Below are 25826 nucleotides of genomic sequence, written 5' to 3'. Positions count from 1 at the left end.
CTCTATGTCGGAGCCTGCGGGGCAGATTGCAAGATGCAATTGATGTTGTCCGGGTCACTTGCCCCGGTACAGCGCCGCTTCGGCAGCCCGGCGCCGAACCAGTCCGTTGAGCCGCTTGCCTCCGGCGTGAACCCACTTGCCGAATTCGGCCGCCGCACCGGCATGATCGCCGCCGCGGTGCAATCGGGTCAGGGTGGCCCGGGCGATTGCGCCGGTGTTGTAGTGAAAGCTGACCAGCGCGTCGAACTGGGCCTGGCTGGTTGCCGCCCCGGACAGGGCGCGGGCCACTTCGGCACTGAAGCGGACAATGTCGCGCGCCAGCCGGGCATCGCACTGCTCCTCGGTCCAGATCAGGCCGGGAACGATGTCCTTGCCGGTCGCGCCCCAGCCGATGGTCCAGGGATCACCGCCGGTACCAGGATCGGGATAGGCCTCGAACCGACCGTCCTGCCGCCGCTTTGCGCAGCCTTCGAAGGTCTTGATAAGCGCCAGCCCGGCTGGACCGATTGACGTTGGAAGGGTTTCTGCGCTGCAAAACCCGCCATGATCCGGCACTGGCGCAGGCGCAGCGGCCAGCCGGCGCGCCTTCATCCGCCGCAGCGCGGAGAAGAAGTCGAGTGAAAAGTCCATGGAGCCTCGCCGTGTAACTGCAGGCCCGCCAACTAGGCAGCCTTGGGCGATGTAGGAAAATGATTTCTGGTCCTGGATGTCGAATCCAGGACCAGCCCGAAGGCTGGCCCTGGTGCGACCCGAAGGGCGGAAACGTACTCTGAAGCAGCAACCCAGACGGGATCCGCCAATGGAATGGTGCAGCAGAGGCCGTTATCCGGACCGGTCAGCCGTTACAGCGACCATCAGCCCCTCTCGGAAAGCGCGCCGCTTAGGCAGCACAGGGGTGCATGCAAAACGATTTCATCGTGCGTATACGTATGATTTCGGCACTGGCTCGGTGCGTGACAGCATCGCTGCGCAATTCGACCGGTCCGCGCAATAAATTGCCCCTAACAGAAAAGGGCGCCCGGATTGCTCCGGACGCCCCCTCGGTGATTTCAGCTGCTTGTCAGTAGCTGTAATACATGTCGAACTCGACGGCCGAAGGCGTGGTTTCCCAGCGCAGCACTTCGGGCCACTTCAGTTCGATGTAGGATTCGATCTGGTCCTTGGTGAACACCCCGCCCTGGAGCAGGAAGTCATAGTCGGCTTCCAGGCTTTCCAGTGCTTCGCGCAAAGACCCGCACACGGTCGGCACCTGGGCCAGTTCGGCCGGGGGCAGATCGTAGAGGTTCTTGTCCATCGCCTCGCCCGGGTGGATCTTGTTCTTGATCCCGTCGAGCCCGGCCATCAGCAGCGCCGAATAGCACAGGTAAGGGTTGGCCATCGCATCGGGGAAGCGGAACTCAACCCGCTTCGCCTTGTCGCCCGCACCATAGGGGATGCGGCACGAGGCCGAGCGGTTGCGCGCCGAATAGGCCAGCAGCACCGGGGCTTCGTAACCCGGGACCAGGCGCTTGTAGCTGTTGGTGGTCGGGTTGGTGAAGGCGTTCAATGCCTTGGCGTGCTTGATCACGCCGCCGATGAAATACAGGCACATGTCGGACAGGCCGGCATAACCGTTGCCGGCGAACAGCGGCTTGCCGCCTTCCCAGATCGAGATGTGGGTGTGCATCCCCGATCCGTTGTCCTTCATGATCGGCTTGGGCATGAAGGTCGCGGTCTTGCCATAGGCCTGGGCGACCTGGTGGACGACATACTTGTAGACCTGCATACGGTCGGCGGTCTGCACCAGGGTGCCGAAGGTCAGCCCCAGTTCGTGCTGCGCGCTGGCGACTTCGTGGTGATGCTTGTCGCAGGGCAGGCCCATTTCCAGCATGGTCGCGACCATCTCGCCGCGGATGTCGACGGCGCTGTCGACCGGGGCGACCGGGAAGTACCCGCCCTTGGCGCGCGGACGGTGGGCCAGGTTGCCGGCTTCGTACTTGGTGTCCGAATTGGTCGGCAGCTCGATGTCGTCAAGCTTGAAACCGTTGCCGTCATAGCCGTCGTAAAAGCGCACGTCGTCGAACATGAAGAATTCGGCTTCGGGCCCGACATAGACGGTATCGCCCACGCCGCTTGCCTTGACATAGGCCTCGGCGCGCTTGGCGGTGGAGCGCGGATCGCGGCTGTAAAGATCGCCGGTTGACGGTTCGACGATGTCGCAGTTGATGATCATCATCGGGGTCGCGCTGAACGGATCGATGAACACCGAGTCGAGGTCGGGCTTCAGGATCATGTCGGATTCGTTGATCGCCTTCCAGCCTTCGATCGACGATCCGTCGAACATCAGGCCGTCTTCCAGCTCGTCCTCGCCCATCACCGACGAAACCATAGTCAGGTGCTGCCACTTGCCCTTGGGGTCGGTGAAGCGCAGGTCAACCCACTCGATCTCTTCGTCCTTGATACGCTTGATGATGTCCTTCGCCTTGGCCATTTCACTAGTTTCCTTTGTCTGGATTTACGGTCCCGGAAGCCGGGTAATCAGATTGCGTCGTCGTCGCGTTCGCCGGTGCGGATGCGCAGCGCGCTTTCCACCGGGATTACAAAAATCTTGCCGTCGCCGATGCGTCCGGTCTGCGCCGCGCCGGCGATTGCTTCGACCACGCGTTCGGCCAGGCTGTCGGGCACGACCACTTCAAGCTTCACCTTGGGCAGAAAATCGACGACGTATTCGGCACCGCGATAGAGCTCGGTGTGGCCCTTCTGGCGGCCGAAGCCCTTGGCTTCGGTAACAGTGATCCCGGACACGCCGACTTCGTGAAGCGCTTCCTTCACTTCGTCGAGCTTGAACGGCTTGATGATCGCTTCGATCTTTTTCACGTGGGTCCCCCGCGCAGCAAACCGGCACCGCGATTGCGGGCCGGCCAGTCCATCTGCCTCACGAATCTGATGGTTCAAGAATCGTGCCAGCACTCGTGCAGCGGCCCTAGGCGATGTGCGAAGGCGGGAAAAGGCCGGAATCGCAATATATGAATCACTGAGGCGGGGCATGCGCAACATTGACACGCGCAGGCCGCCACGGACTTGCCTAATTCTTCGGCAGCAACTGCCCAGTTTTTAGGCACTCCATGTGATCGAACCCGCAAGGGCCATGTTCCGAATTGTACCGGTACTCCGCCAATGGTCCCATGCGATTGCGATCCGGGATAGCTCCCCGGACCGGTTGCAAGCCTGCCTGTCCAGGCTTGAACCTCGAACGACTACGGAGGATATGTGCCTGTTTCAATAACGGATCTTGTCGAAGAAGCGTTGAATCACCGCGCGGTAAATCACCCCTATCTAAGGCTGCTGGCAGAGGGAGAAGGTGCCGATGTCGACTGGCTTCTGCGCGATTTTGCCGAAAACTATTACGGCTACTCGATCAACTTTCCGCGCTATCTGACCGCAGTCATCTCGCGGCTCGAAGTGCCCGCCCACCGGGCCAGCCTGCTGCAGAACCTGACCGAAGAGTCAGGTGTCTATGATGAAGACGAATATGCCGAGCTGGCCGCGATCGGAATCGAGCGCGAGTGGATCGAAGGCATTCCGCATCCCCTGCTGTTCCGCCGGTTCCGTGAGGCGACCGGAATCGTCGCGCCTTATGCGCCCGAAAACGACGCTGTCGAACTTGTCTGCTGGCGCGAATCTTTCCTCGCGACCCTTACCTTCGGTTCAGCAGCCGAAGCATTGGGGGCCCTTGGGCTTGGGACTGAAAACATCGTGAGCACGATCTACGGGCCATTTGTGAAGGCGCTGGCCCGCTCGTCGCTTGCTCCGCGCGATACGGTGTTCTTCCCGTTGCACACGGCGGTGGACGATCACCACCAGGAAGCACTCGAGGAAATCTCGCGCAGCTTTGCCGACACCCCGGCGGGCAAGGGCGAACTGCGCAAAGGCATGATCAAGGCGTTGTCATTGCGATCGGCTTACTGGGATTGGCTTTACGGACGGGCGCTATCGCGCTTCGATCATGCCGAAGCTGCCTAGCCGCGGCCGCCCAAACGTTTTCGCAACTGACAGGATTATTCCATGAACCCTGACGTCGTTTCCATCATCGACAACATCGAGGCGCGAAAGCCGCTTGCCGCGGATCGCCCGCCGAGCGAATTTCACGCAAACATTCTGACCGGCAACCGGGAGATCTATCGCAATCGCAACGAACGCTTGGCTATCGATTTCTCGGTTGATGTGCTGGACTTTGCCGGTACGCAGGTGTTCGACCCGCGCGTGGTGCGGATCGCGCCCGGGAAGAACAACGAGCTGCACCGGCATGCCCATGAGTCGCTTTTTTATGTGATCAGCGGCAAAGCAGAGGTGCAGATTGGCGAAGACGTGCTGGCGCTTGAGGCGGGCGGGGTGGCCTTTGTCCCGCGGTGGGCCTTCCACCAGTCTCGGAATCTGTCGCCAACTGACGACCTGGTGATATTGGCGGTCACCGATTTCGGGCTCACCAAAGCGGTTCTGGGCGATTATGACAAACGGACGCGATTGGCCGTCAAGGGTGCCGACGTGAAAGAGCAGGTCTGACGCCCGGCCATCCGATCAGAGCGCCAGCCCCGCCGTCTCGGCCAGTCCGGCCATCAGGTTGAGGCTCTGTACCGCCGCGCCGCTGGCACCCTTGCCGAGGTTGTCGAGCATCATGCGATTTGAGAAATCCGGTTATTTCTGCATCGATATCACCAATACCTTGTCGACTCTCCCTTCTCCCTCCGGGGCTTGTCATACAGTATCTCATATTGATCCTGATCCACGCCCTCTCGAACAGATAGCATCGATATCACCTTTGCCAAATCATCAACGTCAATTCCGCTGTTGTCATTTGATTCGTCTTCCAGGCTATAATCTATTCCAACTTTGCCAGAAACAGTCATTATTGAAACTATTCTGAATATTAGTTTGAATTTCGACGCGCGAAGATTTGTGAATTTCGAGACTCTTATATTTGAGAATTCTTCAATTGCATATGATTTTAATAATTTATCATTTGTATCAAGAAAATCTATAAACGTCATGTTGTCCCGCGAACCAGGGGAATTAACGTGGACTGTCCAGCCAGCGCGCTCGTTTTGCACGGTCCAGCCGCCATTTGGCCAGAGGCGCTTGGTCCATTTCCAGTCCGGGTCGGGAGGAACGGTGGGAATCCGGATGGCCCTTTGGTACCAGGAGACTTCATCGGCCATAGAACTTGCTCCGGCGGTAGCGTGGACCTTTGGGGAAGGCTCAACTTCAGCCTTTGCGGCACGCTTTTTATCTGCTTTCTGGCAGGCAGTGACGGACAGCAGCATCGCGAAGCAGGCGCCCGCCATAAGCGCCTTGCGATTCGTCCTGCTTGCAACCCAAAGTCCCACGATCCCCTCCACGCCCAGCTCGCCAACATGCCAAATCGTGGGGCAATTCTAAAGGCAGGACGTAAACAAATTGGCCGAAGAGGCGTTTGAGAACAGGACGTTCCGCTGCCAACGGCAGAATTGCGCGTCAGCGCGATCCATTGCGGGCAGGCCGGGGTCGCGGCGATGGGCTTACAGCACCAGGCCCGCAGTTTCCGCCAGTCCGGCCATCAGGTTGAGGCTCTGCACCGCCGCGCCGCTGGCGCCTTTGCCCAGGTTGTCGAGCACCGCCACCAGCCGGGCCTGGCTGCCGTCGCGGCTGCCGAAGACGTAGAGGTCGAGCCGGTCCGACGGCTTGGCCGAGGCGCGCAGCAGAAGCTCGTCCGGGGTCTCCTCGTGCACCCGGACCACCGGCGATCCGGCATAGAAATCGACCAGGCAGTCGCGCAGTCCGTCGGTCGGCGCGGCGTGGGCCATTGCGCCCAGATGCAGTGGCACTTCGACCACCATCCCGCGGTGCGCCGCGACCACCGCGGGGGCGAACAGCGGGGCATGGGCGAGGCCGGCGTACTTCTGCATTTCGGGAACGTGCTTGTGGCCCATGGCCAGGCCATAGTCGCGAAAGGCAATGTCGCCGTCCGCCTCGAATCGCGCGATCAGCGCCTTGCCGCCGCCCGAATAGCCCGAGACGGCGTGGCAGGTGTAGGGCCAGTCGCCCGGCAGCAGGCCCTTGCGCACCAGCGGGGCAAGCAGGGACAGGAATCCGGTGGGATAGCAGCCGGGATTGGAAACGCGGCTGGCCGCGGCGACCTTGTCGCGGCCGACCAGTTCGGGAAAGCCATAGGTCCAGCCCGGTGAAACGCGGTGCGCGCTGGAAGCATCGACGATGCGGACCGCGCTACCCTCGGCCAGCGCGACCGCCTCGACCGCGGCCTCGTCGGGCAGGCACAGCACGGCAAAGTCCGCAGCGTGATAGGCCTCGCGGCGGGCCTCGGTACTCTTGCGCTGGTCGTCGTCGAGCAGGATCAGTTCGAATTCGCTGCGCGGGGCGAGCCGCTCGACGATTTCAAGGCCCGTGGTTCCGGCGGCGCCGTCGATGAAAACCCGGCTGGTCATCCCGCCGAAAGCGCCTCAACCGGCACATAGCCGACAAAGCCATCCTCGCCGACCTGGCCCCAGGCCCAGCCGCCGGTCACGTCCAGCACGTTGAACAGGCTGTTGCCGCCCAGCGTTGCGCGCACTTCGGATTCCTTGCTGTTCAGCGCGAACAGCTTGGCCCCGGCGGGCACGATCTGACGTTCCATCGGCACGGCATAATGCGGCACGAAGACACGGCCGGCCAGGCGGATGTGGGCCAGATCGCCGCGCACCGGCCAGTGCGGCGCGTCAAGCTTCTCGCTCGGCCCGGAAAGCCGCAATTGTTCGGTCGGGATGGCGCTGGCTGGCAAGGTATTCGGCCCCTCGAAACGGAAGATCGGGCGATTAGCGCCGCTGGCCCCCACTAGCAAGTTATCCATGGTGCGCCTGTCCCCCGCGCCAATTCTGCGCGGAAATGCCTGGCGCTGCAACCGTAGGGTGGCTGCATTGCGGACAATTCCCTTGCCTTGGCGGGCGATCTGACCGACCATTTCGGCACTGGGGGGACCGCCGTGGCAAGGCCCGACGTCTTTTTATCCTACAACCGTCAGGACGCCGCGCGGGCCAGGCAATTTGCCGACGCCTTCGCCGCTGCGGGGCTCACCGTGTGGTGGGACACCGCGCTGCGATCGGGCGAGCACTATGACGCGGTGACCGAGCAGGCGCTGGCCGATGCCCGCTCGGTTGTCGTGCTGTGGTCGCAGCATTCGGTGGAATCGCGCTGGGTCCGCGCCGAAGCGACCGAAGGTGAGCGGCTGAACAAGCTGGTGCCGGTAATGATCGAGCCGTGCAAGCGCCCGATCATGTTCGAACTGATCCAGACCGCCGATCTTGCCGCATGGCACGGTGCGGCGGACGATCCGGTCTGGCGCGGCGTGGTCGAGGATGTCCGCCAGGTTGTCCGCCGCGGCACCGACGACCCGCGATTGGCCGTGGTGCCTGGCCCGGTTTCGCCGGCGCCGCGATCTCTGCGGCGATGGACGCTGCCTGCACTGGGCGCGGCCGCGGTGGTCGCCGCCCTGGGCGGATGGACACTGTTCCACCGGGCTCCGGCCGCGCCGCACGTGATGGTTCAGTCGCTGAAATTCGCCGCGGGAGACGGCGATGCCCGGTTGCTGAGCGAAAGCCTGTCGACCGACCTGGCGCGGATCGTGGTCGGCAACGACACGACGCTCGATTTCACCGAGGCCAGCGAACCTGGCCAGGGCCGCAAGGCATCGGGCTTTGCCGTCACCGGCAATGCCCAGTCAAACGCCGGGCAGATGCATGCCACGGTCAGGCTGGTCGACGCCGACAGCGGTTCGATCCTGTGGTCGCGCGAATTCGAAGCCCCGGCAGCGGAGGCGCGGACATTGCGCCTGCAGATGGCGGGCAAGATTGCCGAAGTGCTGATCTGCGCCTTCGGTTCGCGCTCGAAGCGCCCATCAGACATCGACCAGGCAACGCTCAAGTTGTTCCTTTCGGGCTGCGAAAGCTATCACACCGACTGGCCGACCGCGCGCGGCTATCTGGAGCAGGTGGTCGCCCGCCGCCCTGACTTTGCCCAAGCCCGCGGGATGTACGCCGCAGCGATATATTGGGGAAAAGGCATCTATTCCGGCGTGCCGAGAAGCCAATGGGCCGAGGTTGTCACCCGTGCGCAGAACGAGGCGCGCAAGGCGCTCGAACTGGATCCGGGGATCGGCGTGGCCTATTTCGTCCTGTCCGAGAACAACCGCGGTCTCGACGGTTTTCCGGAGAGCATCGCCATGTCGCGGAAGGGCATCGCTGCCGATCCCAGCACCAGTGAGCTACACATGCACCTGTCGGTCGTGCTGGGCAATCTGGGCATGGCGGCCGAGGCACTGCGCGAGAGCGAAGTGGCCGCGAAACTCGATCCGTTCTCGCGGCTCAACCAAGCCAACCTCGCCGAAGGCTATGCCTTCAACGGCCGCCTGACGTTGGCGCTGAAAGTGCTGGCCGACGCCCGGCAGAACCTGCCCGGCGAATTCTATACCGCGCTGCTCCGCTTCGAGATCGCTGCGCGGCTGAACGATCCGGCAGCGGCGCTGGCGGCGCTAAGCGATCCGGCGGCGCATCCCGACTACCGCTTCGAATTTCCCGAGGTCTGGCGGCCCTTTGTCGCGGCACGGCTGGCCCCGAACCAGGCCGCAAAGCACGCCGCGGACATCGCTGCCGCGGCGGAGGCTTTGCCCGACCGGGCCAAGGTGCTGGCGGTGCGCAACCTGGTCCAGCTTGGCCAGATCGACGCGGCCTACCGGATCGCGCTGGCTCTGCCGCCGATGGCTGAACACTATGGCTTCAGCTGGTTTTCGGATTTCATGGCACCGTTTCGCGCCGATCCGCGCTTTGCCCGGTTCGTGCGCCAGCAGCGCCTGCCGGTGGTCTGGGCCCGTCTGGCGCAGCTGCCCGATTTCTGCGCCGAGCCGGGGCTGCGCTGGAAGTGCCCGGCAAGTCCGGCTGGCTGGGCCGGCTTCACCGGCGGATGATGCGCTAGCCGTAGCGCGCCTTGAGCAATCCCCACGCCGCACGCAAGCCCAGCGCGTCGCCGCCCTTGGGCCGGCCCGGCTTGGCCGCGGGACGCCAGGCGAAGGTGTCGAAATGGGCCCAGTCCACGCCTTCGGAGACGAACCGGTCAAGGAACATCGCCGCCACGCTGGCCCCGGCAAAGCCGTTGCCCCCGGCGTTGCCCAGATCGGCGATGTCGCTCTTGAGGTAGTCCTTGTAGCCGTCGTACAGCGGCAACCGCCAGCATGGATCGTCCGCCGCCGTGCCGCAGGCCAGCATCTGCGCCGCCGTTTCATCGCGCCGGGTAAACAGCGCGGGCAGATCCGGGCCAACCGCGACCCGCGCAGCGCCGGTCAGGGTGGCGAAATCGATCACCAGTTCGGGCTCTTCCTCACCCGCCCGGGCCAGCGCATCGCCCAGCACCAGCCGCCCTTCGGCGTCGGTATTGCCGATCTCGACGCTGAGGCCCTTGCGGCTGCGCAGCACGTCGCCAGGGCGGAAGGCATTGCCGGATATGGCGTTCTCGACCGCAGGGATCAGCAAATGGAGCCGAACCTTCAGCTTGTGCTGCATGACCAGCCTGGCCAGCGCCAGGGCGTGGGCCGCACCGCCCATGTCCTTCTTCATCAGCAGCATTCCGCTCGACGGCTTGATGTCGAGCCCGCCCGAATCGAAGCACACCCCCTTGCCGACCAGCGCAATCTTCGGATGCTTGGGATCGCCCCAGTGCAGTTCGATCAGCCGCGGGGCATGGTGGCGCGAAGCGGCGCGGCCGACCGCGTGGACCATCGGAAAGCCGCGCTCCAGCGCGTCGCCGGTGGTGACCTTGAATTCTGCGTGATGGGCCTTGGCGATTAGCTGGGCCTCTTGTTCCAGCTGGGCCGGGCCCATGTCTTCAGCGGGGGTATTGACCAGATCGCGGACCAGCGCCACCGCCGCTGCCTCGGCCAGCGCAGGTTCGATCGCCTTGACCGCCTTGGTCAGCAGCACGCGCGGCCCATCGGGCTCGCTGTCGCTGCGATAGCGGTCGAAGCGGTATTGCCCGGTCACCCAGCCGTGCAGCCCGGGGCCGGGATCACCGCTGCTCAGCCGATAGGTTCCGGCGGGCAGGACCTCGGCCAGTCGGGCCAGGCACCAGCTCGACAGACTGTCCTTATTGGCCACGCCGGCGACCACGCACCATCCGTCGCCATCGGGCAGGATCGCGTGGGAAAAGCCATCGGCGGCGAACTTTTGTGCTTCCAGCGCGGAACGCTGCGGTGCCGACAGCGTTTTGACGAAAGCGTCGAGGCCGCCCTTGTCGATCAGGTGGATGGCAATCGCGGTCTGGTCGCGGTCGGGCTGGATCAAGGCGTTCTTGTCGGTCATGCTGGCCCATCCTTAGCCGCAGCGGCGCGGCTTGTGCGAGAGGAATTGTACCCATGCGTTCCAGCCCGATCGTGATCGCCGTGCTGCTGCTCGCCGCGTGCAAGGGGCAAAGCGCGCCCGAGCAGGCCGCGACCACGGCTGCCCCCAGTCAGGCCGCACCCGTCGCCAGCGCCAGCGAGGCCGCCAGTTCCGCCACCAGCGCCGGATCGGCCATGGCGGTTTCGGAGAAGAACGACCTCTATGAATTCGACTATGCCTGGCCTGCCGCGGCCGGCGGGATCCCCGCGCTCAAGGCCTGGCTCGAAGGCGATCTGGCGGCGCAGAAGGCCAAGCTGATCGAAGGCGCGAAGGCGTGGCAGACGGAGACCAAGAAGGGCGGGTTTCCCTATCACGCCTATGCCCATTCGACGAAGTGGCAGGTGGTGACCGACCTGCCCGGCTGGCTTTCGCTTTCGGCGCAGCGCTGGGAATATACCGGCGGGGCGCACGGCAATCCGTTCTTCGGCGCGCTGCTGTGGGACAAGGCGGCAGACAAGCGCCGCGCCGCGCTCGACCTGTTCACCTCACCCGCGGCGCTGTCGGCAGCAATCCGCGGCCCGTTCTGCGACGCGCTCGACCGCCAGCGGGAAAAGCGCCGGGGCGGGACGATCAAGCGCGACAGCGGCGATCCGTTCAGCGAATGCCTCGATCCGGTCAAATCGGTGCTGATCCTCGGCTCGAGCGACAAGGCGCACTTCACCCGCATCGGCGTGCTGGTCGGGCCTTACGAGGCGGGCCCCTATGCCGAGGGCAATTACGAAGTGACCGTGCCGGTGACCGATGCGGTGCTCAAGGTCGTCAGGCCCGAATACCGCACGGCCTTTGCGGCGGGGCGCTGACCCCCTCGCAATTTGGCCCTTCGTCCGCTACATAGGCGGGCATGACCATGTACCAGACCGTTACCGAAGCCGATACGCAGCTGCGTGACGGCACGATCAAGCTGCACGGGCCTTCGGGCTTCGAAGGGATGCGCAAGGCCGGTCGGCTCGCCGCCCAAATCCTCGACGCGATGGTCGATCTGGTCCAGCCGGGGGTGACCACCGGGCAGATCGACGACGTGGTGCGGCAGATGACGCTGGACGGCGGCGCGGTTCCGGCGACGCTGGGTTATCGCGGTTATACCCATTCGTGCTGCACCTCGGTCAACGCGGTGATCTGCCACGGCATCCCGGGCGACAAGGTGCTGCGCGACGGGGATATCATCAACATCGACGTGACCCCGCTGCTCGATGGCTGGCACGGCGATTCCAGCCGGATGTACCTGGTCGGCGACGTGCCGCTCAAGGCCAGGCGGCTGATCGACGTGACCTACGAATGCCTGATGATCGGGATCGACAAGGCCAAGCCCGGCGCGCGGCTGGGCGATATCGGCGCGGCGATCCAGGCCCATGCCGAAAAGCACCGCTACGGCGTGGTGCGCGAGTTTTGCGGCCACGGCCTCGGCCGCCTGTTCCACGACGCCCCCGAAGTGGTCCACGCCGCCCGCGCCGGGACCGGGCCGGAGCTGAAGTCGGGGATGTTCTTCACCATTGAGCCGATGATCAACCTGGGCAAGCCGGGGGTGCGGATGATGGAAGACGGCTGGACCGCGGTAACGCGCGACCGCTCGCTCTCGGCGCAGTTCGAGCATTCGATCGGGATTACCGAGGACGGCTGCGAAATTTTTACTGCGAGCCCGAAGGGGTTGGATAGGCCGCCTTACGCCTGATCAATCGTCCATTGGATGAATGCGATTGCGACGACGGTTCAGCCCACGCCGAACTAACACGACTGCGATAATTGATCCGACAATCACCGGCAGGTGCCAAAGCAACGCGAACAGAGCAATCTCGTATCCCGTCGCTCCGTTGAGCAGCCCGAAGCTATGCCACAGGTACGTTGGCCAACAGCCTCGGCCGTGGCAGCGTGAACCATAAGCTTCAGGCCAGCCTGTTTCATCCGAGAGCCATATCAGCAGCCAGACAAAGGCAACCAAATAGACGCTGATTGCGGTGTATATTCCCACGAACCTCAGAGGGCCTAAAGTCTGATAAAGCGCCCTTTGCTCATCAAGCCATTTCACCTTCAGTTCCCCCGCCCAGCCCTGATCGCCGCGCCGCCCGCAAAGGGCGCAATCGCCAGCAGCACCAGGCTCACTGCGCCGCATAGCGCAAGCCCGCTTGTCCCGCCGGTCGCCAGGCTCCCCGCGCCGAAGACCAGCAGCGGCACCGCCAGCGGGATCACCAGCAGGCCGCCAAGCGCCGCGCCGCCGCGCAGGCCGGCGGTCAGCGCGGCGACGGTGACGCCGAGCGCGGCGAGGCCCGGGGTGCCGAGCAGCAGGCCCAGCTCAACCGTGCGCAGGGTCGGTCCGTCGATCCCGACCAGCGCCGCGCCGGGCAGGGCGGCGAGCATCAGCGGCGGCGCGAAGCTGAGCCAGTGGGCCAGCACCCGCACCGCGACCACCGCTTCCTCGGCGACCCCGCGCAGCGCCCACTGGTCGAACAGGCCCAGTTCCAGGTCGGGCTCGATCAGCCGGTCGAGCGGCAGGATCGCGGCGAGCAGTGCGGCGACCCACAGCACCCCGCCGCCGGTCCGCGCCAGCACCGGCGCATCGGGTCCGACCGCGAAGGGATAAAGCATCGCCACGGCAAGGAAGAACAGCACCGGCAGCAGCGTCCCCCCGCGCCGCCCGCCGAGCAGCAGCTGGCGCAGGTCGCGGGCGAGCAGGGTGAGGAGGACGCTCACGCCGCGAAATCCTTGAGGTCGATCTGCGTCATCCCCGCCAACCCAAACGGCTGGTGCGATGCCACCACGCAGATCCCGCCGCCGTGGCAATGCTCCGCCGCCAGTTCCTCGACCAGTGCCATTCCTTTGGAATCCAGCCCGTTGAGCGGCTCGTCGAGCAACCACAGCAGCGCGCGCTGGCCGATCAGCCGGGCGAGCGCGGCGCGCTTCTTCTGCCCGGTCGAGAGATAGCGCACCGGCACGTCGATCAGGTCGGCCAGTCCGAGCCGCGCCGCCTGGTTGTCTTCCGGCCCGTCGAGTTTCTGCCAGAAGGCCAGCGCTCGCCCCAGCGGCAGGTGCGGATCGAGCGCGGGGCGCTCGTCGAGCAGCGCCACCGCGCCGCTCCGCTCGACCGACCCGGCATAGGCCGGCATCAGTCCGGCCAGAATGCGGATCAGGCTGGACTTGCCGATCCCGTTGGCCCCGACCAGCTGCACCGCGCCGCCACTGGCCAGCGCGAAGGACAGCCCGCGGAACAGCAAGCGGTCGCCGCGGCGGCAGGCGATGTCGCTGACTGTCAGGCTGGCCCCTTGCATAGGCAGGCGCGATAAGGGAAAGCTGCGTTCCTGCCAAGGAGAGCCGCATGCCCTTACATCGCCTTTCGGAACCCGAAGTGGCCGCGCTGTTGGCCGAGTTTCCCGGCTGGACGCTGCGCGGCGATGGCGTTGCGATCGAACGCACGTTCGAATTCGGTGATTTCAATGCCGCCTTCGGCTTCATGACCCGCGTCGCGCTCTATGCCGACAAGGTCGATCACCACCCCGAATGGTCGAACGTCTACAACCGGGTGCAAATCACCCTGACCACCCACGACGCCGGTGGGCTGAGCACGCGCGATGCGGCAATGGCGCGCGCGATCGAAGGGATGCTCTAGGCCAGAGCGGCGCGCTTGCGGCTGCCCTTGCGCATCGTTCCGGGGAGCCAGCGCGCGGCGAAGGCCGAACGGTGCGCGGTCTTGCCGACGCGGACGTGCAGTGCATCGCCGTGGACCGCAGCCCAGGCCGCATCGGCCACCGCGCCGACGGGCGTGATCTCCAGCCCGGAGGCGGTGACCCGTTCGCGGATCCCTTCATTGCTGGCGTGGTTCGGCGCCTGATCGAGCAGCGGGGTATCGATGAAGGCGGGCATCAGGCTGGCCACCTTGATGCGATCGGCAAACCATTCGGCGTCGAGGCTTTCGGTCAGCGCGCGCACCCCGAACTTGGTCGCCGAATAGACCGAAGCGCCCGGCGTGCCATAGATCCCGGCGGCGCTGGCGGTGTTGAGCAGGCACGATCCCGGCGCGCTGGCCTTAAGCCAAGGGTAGGCGGCCTGCGCCCCGAACAGCACACCCTTGAGATTGATGTCGAGGCAGCGTTCGATTTCCGCCGCCGAATTTTCGATCAGCGGTCCGCCCAACGCAATCCCGGCGTTGTTGAACACCACGTCGATCCGCCCGCCCGCTGCGGCCGCACAATCGGCCAGCGCAGCGTCCCAGGCGGCGCGATCGCGCACGTCGAGCCTGTGGAGCGAACTCATCCCGGAAGGCAGCAGCGCCGCGGTTTCGCGCATCCCGGCCTCGTTGACATCGGCGATCCCGACGAACCAGCCTTCGCGAGCAAAGCGCTGCGCCACGGCGCGGCCGATTCCCGATGCGCCACCGGTGATGAAGATGGTCTTTTGCGCCATGGCCCAGCTCTCCCTCGCGAATCTCACTAACACTTATGTCAGCAACAGTGGCAGGCAAGGCGTCCGGTGGCAATCGCGCAGGTCAGATCCCCAGCAAGCCGCGGGCAATCGGGGTCCAGCCAGGCGTGAAGAACAGGGCTGCAGCGCCGAACTCGGTTACCAGGATCAGCGCCACTGCGGGGACGAAGCCCGGATGCAGGCGCCCACGGGTGCGAATGTCGAACACCGCCATACCGGCCATCAAGGCCCAAGTCAGTGGGAAGCGGCCCAGGATCTCCAGGACCGGGCCTGGCTTCAGCGCCTCTTTCAATCCCGGACCCAGCCAGCGCGCGATGCCGGTATCGAGGATCGCGAACACGGCAAGCAGCATCAGCCGCTTGTGCAGATCGGGGCGGTCCGTCCGCGAAAGTCCGATTGCGGTCAGGACCGCGAACGGAATGATATGCCCGACCTGGAAGGCCAGACGTGCCGGGTTGTAGGCGGGGTTGATCGCCGCAGCTGCGCGGTCTGCGGTCCAGATCGTGACCAGCGCGCTGATGACCAGGATAACGGCGATGATCGGTGCAAGGCGGCGGCCGTTGCGCTGGTGGCCGGCCATATCGCCGTTGCGCACCTTGAACGCCTGCCATGTCAGCAAGCTCAACCATCCCCAGGCCGAGGCCGCGTGGACATGGGCCGCCGGCACATAGGCATGGCCTTCGTTGAATTGCCGCAGCATGTCGGGAATGAAACCCGCCAGCAGCCCGAACCAGCACAGCCCAATGGCGACAGCCACGGCGTCGCGGTCAGCCGGATGGGTCTGCGCGAAAGTGTACGTCGGCCTATCTGTCAGTTCGCTTGCCACGTGCGCCATGGTTCCCCCTCCGGCGCGACCCAAAGACAGTCTACAGCGCCGGGTTGTTATAGCAATGCCAGGTGAAGATCGCCGTGGCGCCGCGGTGGGGGCGCCATGGTTCGGCCAGTTCGCGGGTCAGCTTTTCGCTCGGGCGTTCTGCCAGGCCGAGCAGCTTGCCCAAGCCGGCCTGGACCGCCAGATCGCCCGCCGGCCAGATGTCGGGGCGGCCTTCGGCGAACAGCAGGTAGATTTCGGCGGACCAGCGACCAATGCCCTTGATCCTGGTCAGCTCGGCAATCGCTTCCTCGTCGTCGGCGGGCAGCGCGTCGAAGCTGAGTTCATTGCTGGCGACCAGTTCGCACAAGGACCGCATATAGCCCTGCTTCTGGCGGGAAAGGCCGCAGGCGCGCAGGGTGTCGAAATCGGATTCGAGGACGCGGTGCGGGCTCAGTTCGGGTCCGACGTGAGCCTCGAACTTGCGCCACATCGAAGCTGCCGCGGCCACGCTGACCTGCTGGCCGACGATGGTGCGCATCATCGTGCCGTGGCCGCGTTCGCGGATGCGCGGTTCGGGATAGCCGGCCTTGTCCAGTGCGCGGGCAATGCCCGGCTCGATCGCCGCGACCGCATCGAGGCCCTGCTTGATCTGTTCTGCGCTCAGCCCCATCGTTCTCTCGCTTGCAAAGGATTAGCCGACCGGTTAGCAGCCCGGCCAAAGCGCGGGAAGCCGCCAAGCAAAGGAAAGTTGCGATGCCGAAGCTGGTTATTGTCAATCGTGCCGGTGAAGAGTCGACGGTGGATGCCGCGTCCGGCCTGTCGGTGATGGAAGCGATCCGCGACAACGGCTTCGACGAATTGCTGGCCTTGTGCGGCGGGTGCTGCTCCTGCGCGACCTGCCACGTCCACGTCGACCCCGAATGGGCCGACAAGCTGCCGGCGATGAGCGAGGACGAGAACGACCTGCTCGACAGTTCGGACCACCGCGGTGCCAATTCGCGGCTGTCGTGCCAGATCCAGCTGACCGACGCGCTTGACGGGCTGAAAGTCGCGATCGCGCCCGAGGATTGAGTTCGGCTTTACCCGGTCCAAGCGCAATTGATTTGCGCAGCGGCAGGGCGATACCTAAGTCTCAGGCCATGACGGCTCCGCTTTCCCGCACCGATACGCTCGATCTGATCGGCAATACTCCGCTGGTTCTGCTCAAGGGGCCCAGCGCGGCCGCCGGGTGCGAGATCTGGGGCAAGTGCGAATTTGCCAATCCCGGCGCCTCGGTCAAGGACCGCGCCGCGCTGTGGATCGTCCGCGATGCCGAAGCGCGCGGGACGCTGAAGCCGGGCGGGACAATTGTCGAAGGCACTGCCGGCAACACCGGGATCGGGCTGGCGCTGGTCGCCAATGCGCTGGGCTACAAGACGGTGATCGTCATGCCCGAGACGCAGAGCCGCGAGAAAATGGACACCCTGCGCGCGCTGGGTGCCGAGCTGGTGCTGGTCCCTGCTGCGCCGTTCTCCAACCCCGGGCATTTCGTCCACACCTCGCGCCGCCTGGCGGAAGAGACCGCGGGCGCAGTTTGGGCCAACCAGTTCGACAACATCGCCAACCGCAAGGCCCACATCGAAAGCACCGCGCCGGAAATCTGGGAACAGCTGGGCGGGCGGATCGATGGCTTCACCTGTGCCGCGGGTACCGGCGGGACGATCGCCGGGGTCGGGCTTGGCCTCAAGGCCTTCGACGAAAAGGTGCGCATCGCGCTGACCGATCCGCACGGCGCGGCGCTGTTCAACTATTACGCCTGCGGAGAACTGCGGGCGGAGGGCTCTTCGGTTGCCGAGGGGATCGGGCAGGGGCGGATCACCGCCAATCTCGAAGGCGCACCGATCGACACCCAGTTCCGCATTTCGGACGAGGAAGGCCTGGAATGGGTCGCCCGGTTGCTGCGCGACGAAGGCCTGTGCCTGGGCCTGTCCTCGGGCATCAACGTTGCCGGGGCGGTGGCATTGGGGCGCCAGCTGGTCGCCGAAGGTCGCCGCGACGCGCGGGTGGCGACGATTCTGTGCGACACCGGATTCCGCTACCTGTCCAGCCTCTACAATGCGGAATGGCTGAAATCCAAGGGTCTGCCGGTCTTTCCTTGGCTGACCTGATCGGCTAAAGAGTGCGGCGATGGCTACACAACCGCCACATCGGGTCCTGGAGTCGATGGCTCCGCAGCATTACACACCGCCGAATGCGCGGGAAATGCGCGCCTATGCCGTTCAGCGGCTGCAGGCCGGCCTGTTCGGTTTGTCCGCGATCGTCCTGATTGTCGGTCTCGCCAATATCATCAAGGATCGCGCGCGCCTGAATGAAGACGGCCTGCGTCCCGTTGCCGTCGCCTCGCCCGAGGCCGCGACCAAGGCCAACGATCCGCTGGCCGATATCGGCGTGGTGCCCTCGGCAATGTCGAATGACGCGGCTTCCGCCACCACGGCGCCGCCGCCCAGGAATGGCAATTAAGCCCAAGACCGTTTTGATAGCCGCGACCGCCATGGCGCTGGGCGTCGGCGCGGCGGTGCTGGCAGGCGGGCGTTCTGCCGCGGATCGCGGGCCGGTGGGCCTTTTCACCACCTTGCCGATCCTGTGGAGCGAAGATCCGGACGTCGGTGCCATTCTCAAGGCGCAGGCGGTGCCGCACTGGGCGCGCAAAGTGCTGGCAGAACGCGGGACCGTCACGGCTTTCGATCGGCTGGCCGCCCCCGGCGACGCCGCCCCGCTCGGGCGGACCAAGCGCCTGATCCTGGCCCAGCCGCGCCCGCTGGGCCCTGACGAGAATGTTGCGCTGGATAACTGGGTGCGCGGCGGGGGGCACCTGTTGTTGCTCGCCGATCCGGCGCTGACCGAGGAATCGAACTTTGCCATCGGTGATCCGCGGCGTCCGCAGGCCGTGGTCCTGCTGTCGCCGATCCTGAAGCGCTGGGGACTCGACCTGTTGTTCGATGAAACCCAGCCCTATGGCGACAGGACGATCCGGGTCGGTGCCATTGCGCTGCCGGTCAACCTGTCCGGGCATTTCGCCGTGCGATCCGGCGGGACCTGCTCCGTCGAGGGAGAAGGGCTGCTCGCAACCTGCCGGATTGGCAAGGGCCGTGTCACCGCGCTGGCCGATGCTGCAGTGCTGGCACAGGACGATGCCGACGGCAGCCGTGCCGCGGCCTTTTCAGCGTTGCTGGACCGCGCCATCAACGACTGATTCCACGAGTCACGGGAAATTGCGGGACTGCTTCGCCCGTCATCGCAGAGTCGCGTGCTAAACCGCTGATTTTCGTATGGAACAAACCAAAAACATGCCTTGTCATGGCGCAACACGTTTCGATTGATTGAGCTATAAATCAATTACTTACCAAGTTATCCCGTGAAATCCCGCAATTTTCCCTTTCTTCCCCGGTGCAGCGCCGGTAATGAACCACTTCATCGACAGCACAATTCACCGCCGCGCTCCGGTTGGAGCGGTTCTGGCCGCAAGGACGCGCGACCAGGCGGGGGAGGGCTATTTTGGGGAACCGGGGCAACCCGGAACAAGGGCGGGACGACGTGGAGGCTGCACGGCCGATCAGTTACAGCGGTCAGGGCTTTTCGCTCCTCGGCGAAAAGGGTCGGTTCGTGCTGCCCCCCGACTTTCGCAAAGCCGTGCGCGATAGCGGCAAGGGCGAGCGCGTGCTGTGCCTGACCAAGCATCCGCGGTGGAAGTGCCTGACCGGCTTTGGCCTGGGCCGGGCATCGCAGTTCGAAGCCGAACTTGACCGCGAAGAGCGCATCGCGCTGGAACGCGGGGCCGATTTCGATCGCGAACTGCGCGCGTCGCAGCTCTACGGCTTTACCCAGATTCCCTTCGACGACAGCGGGCGCTTCGTGCTGCCCGAACGCTTCTTCAAGCTGGGGGCGATCGCCGACTCGATCTATTTCCAGGGCGGCGGGCTGCAGTTCACCATCTGGAACCCGGACGAGCTGGCCAAACTGGGCGCAGGCTGGGAAGACGCGCAGGAAGCCTGCCTCGATCTGGCGGCCAAGGCGCGCAACGGAAAGGGTGCGCGATGAGCCCCGCCCCGCACATTCCGGTACTGCTTGACGAGGTCATCGCCGCGCTGGCCCCAGAGCCCGGCGCGCTGATCGTCGATGCGACCTTCGGTGCCGGGGGCTATGCCCGCCGGATCATCGATGCGGGCGCCACGGTCCACGCCTTTGACCGCGATCCCGATGCCATCGCCGCCGCCCGGACCTGGCCCGAAACGCAGGAAGACCCGCCGCGGCTGGTGCTGCACCCGCGGCGCTTTTCCGAGATGGTCGCCAGCCTGACCGAAGCCGGGGTGTCGCGGGTCGACGGGGTGGTGATGGATATCGGCGTGTCGTCGATGCAGCTGGACCAGGCCGCGCGCGGCTTTGCCTTTTCCAGCGACGGCCCGCTTGACATGCGCATGGCGCAGGACGGCGAAAGCGCCGCCGATTTCCTCAACACCGCGCCCGAAGCGCAGATCGCCGACGTGCTGTTCCACTATGGCGAAGAGCGGCAGTCGCGCCGCGTCGCCCGCGCGATCGTCGCGGCGCGTCCGCTGGAAACCACCGGCCAGCTGGCCCATGTGGTGCGCAAGGCGCTGGGCCACCGTCCCGGCGCGCCCAAGGATCCCGCGACCCGCAGCTTCCAGGCGATCCGCATCCACGTGAATGCCGAACTGGACGAGCTGCGCGCCGCGCTGGACGCCGCCGAGCAGCTGCTCCGTCCCGGCGGCCGGCTCGCCGTGGTCAGCTTCCACAGCCTGGAAGACCGCATCGTCAAGCAGTTCCTGCGCGAAGCCGGCGGCGCCGCGGCCAATGCCTCGCGCCATCTGCCGCAGTCCGCCCCGGCTGCCGCGCCGACCTATTCGCCCGTCGCCAAGGCTGTGCGTCCGTCCGAAGCCGAACTGGCGCGCAATCCCCGCGCGCGGTCGGCGACGCTGCGCGCTGCAATCCGCACTGCCGCTCCCGCCAGGGAAAGGAGGGCCGCATGAACCTCACTCGCGATCGCTTGCGCCAGGTCGGCTGGCTTGCCGTGCTGTTGACCTGTGCGGCCTTTACGCTGGCGCTGACCTTCAAGGTCAACGCGGTGAAAAGCCAGGTGCGGCTGACCGAGCGCAAGATCGTCGCGCTCAAGCAGGAAACGATGTTCCTGGAAACCGAGTTCGAGACGCGCGCCAACCAGCAGCAGCTGTCTTCGCTCAATCAGGTTGAGTTCGGCTATCAGGCCCCCACAGCCGGGCAGTATCTTGAAGGCGAGCGCCAGCTGGCCTCGCTGGGCAAGCCGCGTGCCGCGGGTGCACCCAGCCCGATCCGCGTTGCCAGCGCCGCCGAAGCGACCGAAGAGAGCGCCTTTCCGGCAATGGTTTCGCCGCTGACCGGCAAGGCGATGGCCGCTGAATTGCCCAGGACGGCTCCCAAGGCCAGGATGACGGCCGCCAATCTGCGCGATCGGCTGAGCACGGTTGAAAAGCCGGAGGCCGCGCACGAATGACCGCGATCACCGTCTCGACCGCAATTTCATCGGGCCGGGGCGAACTCGTCAACGTGCGGCAGCGCACGCTGCTGATGGCCAAGTGGCGGGTGCTGTGGGTGGTCGCGGCCTTTGCCCTGGTCGCCATCATCGCATTGTTTCGCATCGCCTGGCTTGGGCTGTTTGACAGTGCGCCAAAGCGTGTCGATGGCCTGGCCGCGCTGCTCCCCGCGCGCGGCGACATTGTCGATCGCAACGGCGTGCCGCTGGCCCGTGCCTTCCCCGCCTATGCACTGTGGTACAATCCGGCGGCGCTGGGCGGCGACGGTCCGCCGCTGGTCCACGGGTCGCGCCAGGTGGCAGAGGCGCTGGTCGCGATCTTCCCCGACATGAACGTCGATCAGCTGGCCGCGCGGCTGGCCGACGGCAAACCCGGCTATCTGCGCCGCCGCATCCTGCCCGAGGATGCCAACCGGATCCACGCGCTGGGCGAACCGGCGCTGGAATTCCCGCGCGAGGTGGAGCGGTTCTATCCGCAGGGGTCGATGGCCGCACACGTGCTCGGTTTCGTCGGAGCCGACGGCAAGGGCCACATCGGCATGGAGCAGGTGTTCGACCGCTATCTCACCGATCCGGCCACGCGGGGGACGCCGGCCATGCTGTCGATCGACACCCGCGTCCAGGGCGCGCTGGAAGACGAACTGCACCGCGGGATGCTCGATTCCGCTGCCAAGGGCGCGGCGGGAATCGTGCTTGACGTTGATACCGGGGAAGTCGTCGCGCTGGCCTCGCTGCCCTCGTTCAATCCCAACCTGATCGACCAGGCCAGCACCCCCAATATCTTCAACCGGGTAACCAACCAAGTCTATGAACTGGGTTCCACCTTCAAGCCGCTGACGGTCGCTGCGGCGATCGACGCGGGGGTCGTTACCGATCTCAGCCGCCGCTACCAGTCGAACCGGCCGCTGCAGATCGGCGGCTTCCAGATCCACGACAGCCACAGCTTCGGCGCGTCGCTCAACATTCCCGAAGCGCTGATCCATTCCTCAAATATCGTCACGGCGCAGGTTGCCGACCAGCTTGGCGCGGATCGCCTCAATGCGACCATGCGTGCGCTCGACATGAACCAGCGCCCCGGGATCGAACTGCCGGCCAAGGGCTTTCCGATCTGGCCCGCCGGCAACTGGTCGCGCATCACCACGATGACCGTGTCCTATGGTCATGGCATTGCCGTCACCCCGCTGCACCTGGCCAGCGCCTATGCAACGATGGTCAATGGCGGCGTGTGGCGCCCGGCAACGCTGATGAAAGTCGATCCGGCCCACGTCAATCCGGGCCGCCGGGTATGGAAAGCTTCGACCAGCGCGCGGATGCGCCAGCTGCTGCGCATGATCGTCGACCTCGGCACCGGCCGCAAGGCCAATGCCCCTGGCTACCGCGTTGGCGGCAAGACCGGATCGGCCGAAAAGCCCGGGGCAGGCGGCTATCGCAAGACCTCGCTGGTGGCGACCTTCGCTGCGGCTTTCCCGATGGACCGCCCGCGCTATGTGATCATCGCCATGCTCGACGAGCCGCAGGGTACGGCGGCCACCTCGGGCCAGCGCACCGCCGCCTTCAACGCCGCGCCGATCGTCGGCCGGGTGGTGCCGCGGATCGGGCCGCTGCTCGGCATCATGCCCGATGCCACGCGCGACGTGGACATTTCCGACCTGGCCCCGCTGGTGGGCAGCGGGGACGGCGAATGAAGCTCTCGGCGCTCGCCGCGGCTGCCGGAATTGCGCTACCGGGCGGGGCCGAAGCGCAAGTCACCGGCTTCGCCATCGATAACCGCAAGGTTGCCCCCGGCACGGTATTCGGCGCGTTCCAGGGCAGCGCTGTCAACGGCGAGGACTTCATCCCCGCCGCGATTGCCGCCGGTGCGGTTGCCGTCGTCGCCCGGGCCGAGGCGCAGGTCGATGGCGCGATCCATATCGCCGATGCCAATCCGCGCCGCGCCTTCGCTCAACTGGCCGCCGGCTTCTATCAGCCCGTGCCCGCAACGCTGGTCGCGGTGACCGGGACCAATGGCAAGACCAGCACTGTCGAGATGGTCCGGCAGATCTGGCGGATGCTGGGCGAACGCTCGGCCTCGATCGGCACGCTGGGGGTGACCACGAGCGATGAGAGCGTCTCGACCGGGTTGACCACGCCGGACATCGTCACATTTCTGGCCAATATGCACGGCCTGGCCCGCGAAGGGGTGACCCATGTCGCCTACGAAGCGTCGAGCCACGGGCTGTCGCAGTACCGCAACGAAGGGCTGCGGGTGCAGGCCGGGGCCTTTACCAACCTCAGCCGCGACCACCTCGATTACCACAAGGACATGGAAGACTATTTCGCGGCCAAGATGCGGCTGTTCGGCGAAGTGGTCGAAAAGGATGGAGCCGCAGTCATCTGGGCCGATGACGAATGGTCGTCCCGCGCCGTCGAACGGGCCCGCAGCGGGGGGCTGCGTCCGTTCACCGTGGGAATGGGCGGGGAGGCGATCCGCCTCCTCGCCCGCACCCCGACCCAGCTCGGCCAGGTGCTCGAGCTTGAGTGGCAGGGCCAGGCGCGCAAGCTTACCCTGCCGCTGATCGGGGCCTATCAGGCCGCTAATGCGCTGGTCGCGGCGGGACTAGTGATCGCCACCGGCAGCGACGCCGACAAGACCTTTGACGCGCTGACCCGGCTGCAGCCGGTGCGCGGGCGGCTGGAGCGCGCCGCGATCGCCCGCTCGGGCGCGCCGATCTATGTCGATTACGCCCATACGCCCGATGCGCTGGAAGCCGCCATTGCCGCGCTGCGCCCGCACTGCAGAGGACGCCTGATCGTTGCCTTCGGTGCCGGCGGCGACCGCGACCAGGGCAAGCGCCCGGAAATGGGCCGGATCGCTGCCGAGCAGGCCGATCTGGGCATAGTCACCGACGACAACCCGCGCAGCGAAGATCCGGCCGCGATCCGTGCCATGATCTTTGCAGGCGGCGCGGGCAAGCTGCGCGACGTGGGCGATCGCCGCGCCGCCATTGCCGCCGCGATTGCCGAAGCCGGGGCGCAGGACATCGTCCTGATCGCTGGCAAGGGCCACGAACAGGGTCAAATCATCGGGTCGGGCGCGGATACCCGCGTCCTGCCATTCGACGACGTCAGCGTCGCCAGGGAGTGTGCTGCATGAATGCCTTCGCCCGGATCCTTGAATGGCCGATCATGCCCGACGACGACACGGCCCTGGCGCTATGGAGCGCCGGTGAGATCGCTGCGGCGACCGGGGGCACGCCTTCGACCGATTTCCAGGCAGCCGGTGCGGACATCGACAGCCGCGACGTGGCCGAGGGCGACCTGTTCTTCGCGCTGAAGGGCGAGGCGATGGATGGACACCTGTTCGTCGACAAGGCCTTTGCCAAGGGTGCGGCCGCGGCCATCGTCGAACGCCCGGTCGAAGGCCCACATGTGCTGGTCGAGGATACCTCAAGCGCGCTTGAGGCCTTGGCGAAACTGTCACGAAACCGCGCCGAAGCGCGGATCATCGGGGTCACCGGCTCGGTCGGAAAGACTGGGGTCAAGGAAGCGATCTTCGCCGCGCTCGACCGTTCGAGCCGGGGCCGCGCGCATCGTTCGGTCAAAAGCTACAACAACCATGTCGGCGTGCCGCTCAGCCTTACGCGGATGCCGGCGCGCAGCAAGTTCGGCGTGTTCGAAATGGGCATGAACCACGCCGGCGAAATCCGCGCGCTGACCGCGCTGGTCCGCCCGCACGTCGCGGTGATCACCACGATCGCCCCGGCACATATCGAGAACCTGGGCAGCGAGGATGCGATCGCCCGGGCCAAGGCGGAGATATTCGAGGGGCTGGAGCCCGGCGGGGTCGCGATCATCCCGGCAGACAGCCCCCATCATGCCCGGCTGAGGGAAACGGCAGAACAATACGCGGGCGCCGTCGTTTCCTTCGGCCGGGCAGTTCATGCCGACGTCCGGCTGCTTGATGCGGTGCCGGCGCCAGGCGGCGGATCGCTGGTCACCGCAGATATGGGCGACCGGCGGATCTGCTACACCGTGGCCGAACCCGGCGAACACTGGATCCTCAATTCGCTGGCAGTCATCGCGGCGGTGCGCGCTGCCGGCGGCGATATGGGTGCAGCCGGGCTGGCCCTGGCCGAGATGCGGGGGTTGAAGGGCCGCGGTGAGCGTCACACAATAGCCGCGCCTGGCGGCGACGGGTCGGGCAGCGCGCTGCTGATCGATGAAAGCTACAACGCCAACCCCGCCTCGATGCGCGCGACCCTGGCCCAGCTGGGCGTTACCCCCGCGCGGCGGCGGATTGCGGTTCTGGGCGCGATGAAGGAACTGGGCGAACACGGCCCGGCCTATCACGCCGCGCTGGCCGAACCGATCGCCGCCGCCGGGGTCGACCAGCTGATCCTGGTTGGCGACGAGATGCAGGCGCTGGCCGACGAACTGGGGAAAGCGGTGCCCCCCGCGCTTGGCAAGGTGATTGCCTTCGCGCATTGCGGCACGGCGGGGCAGGCGCTTGACGCGCTGACGCAGATTGGGGTGCAGGGCGGTGACGCCTTGCTCATCAAGGGATCGAATTCGGTCGGGCTCGGCGCAGTCGTCGCCGCACTGACCAAGCAGGAAGGTTAGATCAGGC

Annotated in this window: 29 protein-coding genes and 1 pseudogene; 16 read left to right on the top strand and 14 right to left on the bottom strand. The window is 65.7% G+C overall.

The window, feature by feature from the left end:
- Positions 1-54: 54 nt before the first annotated feature.
- From ACFFF7_RS03300 to ACFFF7_RS03290, 3 genes are all read right to left on the bottom strand, one after another.
- The gene (locus ACFFF7_RS03300; RefSeq protein ID WP_379479930.1) at positions 55-630 is read right to left on the bottom strand and encodes a lysozyme; all 576 of its coding nucleotides are present in this window, start codon (positions 628-630) and stop codon (positions 55-57) included.
- Positions 631-1060: 430 nt separating this feature from the next.
- Positions 1061-2470: a type I glutamate--ammonia ligase gene (gene glnA / locus ACFFF7_RS03295; RefSeq protein WP_379479929.1), complete on the bottom strand. Its 1410-nt coding sequence runs from the start codon at positions 2468-2470 to the stop codon at positions 1061-1063.
- Positions 2471-2517: 47 nt separating this feature from the next.
- Complete coding sequence (locus ACFFF7_RS03290) at positions 2518-2856, bottom strand: P-II family nitrogen regulator (RefSeq protein ID WP_379479928.1); 339 nt, start codon at positions 2854-2856, stop codon at positions 2518-2520.
- Between the two features lie 393 nt (positions 2857-3249).
- Here ACFFF7_RS03290 and ACFFF7_RS03285 point away from each other — a divergent pair, with 393 nt between their 5' ends.
- Complete coding sequence (locus ACFFF7_RS03285; RefSeq protein ID WP_379479927.1) at positions 3250-4002, top strand: iron-containing redox enzyme family protein; 753 nt, start codon at positions 3250-3252, stop codon at positions 4000-4002.
- A gap of 42 nt (positions 4003-4044) precedes the next feature.
- Positions 4045-4542: a cupin domain-containing protein gene (locus ACFFF7_RS03280; RefSeq protein ID WP_379479926.1), complete on the top strand. Its 498-nt coding sequence runs from the start codon at positions 4045-4047 to the stop codon at positions 4540-4542.
- Positions 4543-4557: 15 nt separating this feature from the next.
- Here ACFFF7_RS03280 and ACFFF7_RS03275 read toward each other — a convergent pair.
- From ACFFF7_RS03275 to ACFFF7_RS03260, 4 genes and pseudogenes are all read right to left on the bottom strand, one after another.
- Positions 4558-4653, bottom strand: a pseudogene (locus tag ACFFF7_RS03275) (N-acetyl-gamma-glutamyl-phosphate reductase); the annotation flags it as partial.
- A gap of 38 nt (positions 4654-4691) precedes the next feature.
- On the bottom strand, positions 4692-5300 hold the full coding sequence (locus tag ACFFF7_RS03270) for a hypothetical protein (protein ID WP_379479925.1): 609 nt from the start codon (positions 5298-5300) through the stop codon (positions 4692-4694).
- A gap of 234 nt (positions 5301-5534) precedes the next feature.
- Complete coding sequence (gene argC / locus ACFFF7_RS03265) at positions 5535-6458, bottom strand: N-acetyl-gamma-glutamyl-phosphate reductase (RefSeq protein ID WP_379479924.1); 924 nt, start codon at positions 6456-6458, stop codon at positions 5535-5537.
- A complete protein-coding gene (locus ACFFF7_RS03260; RefSeq protein ID WP_379479923.1) occupies positions 6455-6859 on the bottom strand; it encodes an SH3 domain-containing protein in 405 nt (134 codons plus the stop codon). Before ACFFF7_RS03260 ends, argC begins: the two co-directional genes overlap by 4 nt.
- A gap of 132 nt (positions 6860-6991) precedes the next feature.
- Between ACFFF7_RS03260 and ACFFF7_RS03255 the strand changes: the two genes are divergently transcribed.
- Positions 6992-8968 (top strand): TIR domain-containing protein, encoded by a 1977-nt coding sequence (locus ACFFF7_RS03255; protein ID WP_379479922.1) that lies wholly within the window; start codon positions 6992-6994, stop codon positions 8966-8968.
- Between the two features lie 4 nt (positions 8969-8972).
- Here ACFFF7_RS03255 and ACFFF7_RS03250 read toward each other — a convergent pair whose 3' ends face one another.
- Positions 8973-10355 (bottom strand): leucyl aminopeptidase family protein, encoded by a 1383-nt coding sequence (locus ACFFF7_RS03250; RefSeq protein WP_379479921.1) that lies wholly within the window; start codon positions 10353-10355, stop codon positions 8973-8975.
- 53 nt (positions 10356-10408) lie between these two features.
- On the opposite strand from ACFFF7_RS03250, the gene ACFFF7_RS03245 reads away from it, so the two are divergent.
- Positions 10409-11233, top strand: coding sequence for a DUF4163 domain-containing protein (locus tag ACFFF7_RS03245; protein WP_379479920.1), 825 nt, complete (start codon positions 10409-10411; stop codon positions 11231-11233).
- A 41-nt stretch (positions 11234-11274) separates the two neighbouring features.
- Positions 11275-12102: a type I methionyl aminopeptidase gene (map, locus tag ACFFF7_RS03240; RefSeq protein WP_379479919.1), complete on the top strand. Its 828-nt coding sequence runs from the start codon at positions 11275-11277 to the stop codon at positions 12100-12102.
- Here map and ACFFF7_RS03235 read toward each other — a convergent pair whose 3' ends face one another.
- Genes ACFFF7_RS03235 through ccmA form a run of 3 tightly spaced genes read right to left on the bottom strand, consistent with a single transcriptional unit; the run spans position 12103 to position 13693 of the window.
- The gene (locus ACFFF7_RS03235) at positions 12103-12456 is read right to left on the bottom strand and encodes a hypothetical protein (RefSeq protein ID WP_379479918.1); all 354 of its coding nucleotides are present in this window, start codon (positions 12454-12456) and stop codon (positions 12103-12105) included.
- Between the two features lie 2 nt (positions 12457-12458).
- Entirely contained in the window at positions 12459-13118 is a 660-nt protein-coding gene (locus ACFFF7_RS03230) for a heme exporter protein CcmB (protein WP_379479917.1), read from the bottom strand.
- A complete protein-coding gene (gene ccmA, locus ACFFF7_RS03225; RefSeq protein WP_379479916.1) occupies positions 13115-13693 on the bottom strand; it encodes a heme ABC exporter ATP-binding protein CcmA in 579 nt (192 codons plus the stop codon). Before ccmA ends, ACFFF7_RS03230 begins: the two co-directional genes overlap by 4 nt.
- A gap of 47 nt (positions 13694-13740) precedes the next feature.
- Between ccmA and ACFFF7_RS03220 the strand changes: the two genes are divergently transcribed.
- The gene (locus ACFFF7_RS03220; protein WP_379479915.1) at positions 13741-14031 is read left to right on the top strand and encodes a 4a-hydroxytetrahydrobiopterin dehydratase; all 291 of its coding nucleotides are present in this window, start codon (positions 13741-13743) and stop codon (positions 14029-14031) included.
- Here the strand turns inward: ACFFF7_RS03220 and ACFFF7_RS03215 are convergent.
- The 3 genes from ACFFF7_RS03215 to ACFFF7_RS03205 form a co-directional block, all read right to left on the bottom strand.
- Entirely contained in the window at positions 14028-14825 is a 798-nt protein-coding gene (locus ACFFF7_RS03215; RefSeq protein ID WP_379479914.1) for an SDR family oxidoreductase, read from the bottom strand. The genes ACFFF7_RS03220 and ACFFF7_RS03215 overlap by 4 nt on opposite strands.
- Before the next feature lie 82 nt (positions 14826-14907).
- Positions 14908-15678 (bottom strand): hypothetical protein, encoded by a 771-nt coding sequence (locus tag ACFFF7_RS03210; protein WP_379479913.1) that lies wholly within the window; start codon positions 15676-15678, stop codon positions 14908-14910.
- Between the two features lie 31 nt (positions 15679-15709).
- A complete protein-coding gene (locus ACFFF7_RS03205) occupies positions 15710-16327 on the bottom strand; it encodes a DNA-3-methyladenine glycosylase family protein (protein ID WP_379479912.1) in 618 nt (205 codons plus the stop codon).
- A gap of 83 nt (positions 16328-16410) precedes the next feature.
- On the opposite strand from ACFFF7_RS03205, the gene ACFFF7_RS03200 reads away from it, so the two are divergent.
- The 10 genes from ACFFF7_RS03200 (at position 16411) to ACFFF7_RS03155 (ending at position 25819) form a co-directional block, all read left to right on the top strand.
- On the top strand, positions 16411-16728 hold the full coding sequence (locus tag ACFFF7_RS03200) for a 2Fe-2S iron-sulfur cluster-binding protein (RefSeq protein WP_379479911.1): 318 nt from the start codon (positions 16411-16413) through the stop codon (positions 16726-16728).
- Positions 16729-16796: 68 nt separating this feature from the next.
- Entirely contained in the window at positions 16797-17804 is a 1008-nt protein-coding gene (locus tag ACFFF7_RS03195) for a cysteine synthase A (RefSeq protein ID WP_379479910.1), read from the top strand.
- A gap of 55 nt (positions 17805-17859) precedes the next feature.
- Complete coding sequence (locus ACFFF7_RS03190) at positions 17860-18156, top strand: hypothetical protein (RefSeq protein ID WP_379479909.1); 297 nt, start codon at positions 17860-17862, stop codon at positions 18154-18156.
- Positions 18146-18889 carry a DUF4350 domain-containing protein gene (locus ACFFF7_RS03185; protein WP_379479908.1) on the top strand — a complete coding sequence of 248 codons (744 nt, stop codon included), beginning with the start codon at positions 18146-18148 and terminating at the stop codon, positions 18887-18889. Before ACFFF7_RS03190 ends, ACFFF7_RS03185 begins: the two co-directional genes overlap by 11 nt.
- Positions 18890-19230: 341 nt before the next feature.
- Positions 19231-19734 (top strand): division/cell wall cluster transcriptional repressor MraZ, encoded by a 504-nt coding sequence (locus ACFFF7_RS03180; RefSeq protein ID WP_379479907.1) that lies wholly within the window; start codon positions 19231-19233, stop codon positions 19732-19734.
- Entirely contained in the window at positions 19731-20681 is a 951-nt protein-coding gene (gene rsmH / locus ACFFF7_RS03175) for a 16S rRNA (cytosine(1402)-N(4))-methyltransferase RsmH (RefSeq protein ID WP_379479906.1), read from the top strand. The genes ACFFF7_RS03180 and rsmH overlap by 4 nt, the downstream gene beginning before the upstream one ends.
- On the top strand, positions 20678-21181 hold the full coding sequence (locus ACFFF7_RS03170; protein ID WP_379479905.1) for a hypothetical protein: 504 nt from the start codon (positions 20678-20680) through the stop codon (positions 21179-21181). The genes rsmH and ACFFF7_RS03170 overlap by 4 nt, the downstream gene beginning before the upstream one ends.
- Positions 21178-22905, top strand: coding sequence for a peptidoglycan D,D-transpeptidase FtsI family protein (locus tag ACFFF7_RS03165; RefSeq protein ID WP_379479904.1), 1728 nt, complete (start codon positions 21178-21180; stop codon positions 22903-22905). Before ACFFF7_RS03170 ends, ACFFF7_RS03165 begins: the two co-directional genes overlap by 4 nt.
- A complete protein-coding gene (locus tag ACFFF7_RS03160) occupies positions 22902-24353 on the top strand; it encodes a UDP-N-acetylmuramoyl-L-alanyl-D-glutamate--2,6-diaminopimelate ligase (protein WP_379479903.1) in 1452 nt (483 codons plus the stop codon). The genes ACFFF7_RS03165 and ACFFF7_RS03160 overlap by 4 nt, the downstream gene beginning before the upstream one ends.
- Entirely contained in the window at positions 24350-25819 is a 1470-nt protein-coding gene (locus ACFFF7_RS03155; protein ID WP_379479902.1) for a UDP-N-acetylmuramoyl-tripeptide--D-alanyl-D-alanine ligase, read from the top strand. The genes ACFFF7_RS03160 and ACFFF7_RS03155 overlap by 4 nt, the downstream gene beginning before the upstream one ends.
- Positions 25820-25826 lie beyond the last annotated feature (7 nt).

Source organism: Novosphingobium aquiterrae (assembly GCF_042434435.1).
Lineage (GTDB): Bacteria > Pseudomonadota > Alphaproteobacteria > Sphingomonadales > Sphingomonadaceae > Novosphingobium > Novosphingobium aquiterrae.
Note: the sequence above shows the minus strand (reverse complement) of the source record. Positions and strands in the feature narration are given on the sequence as shown.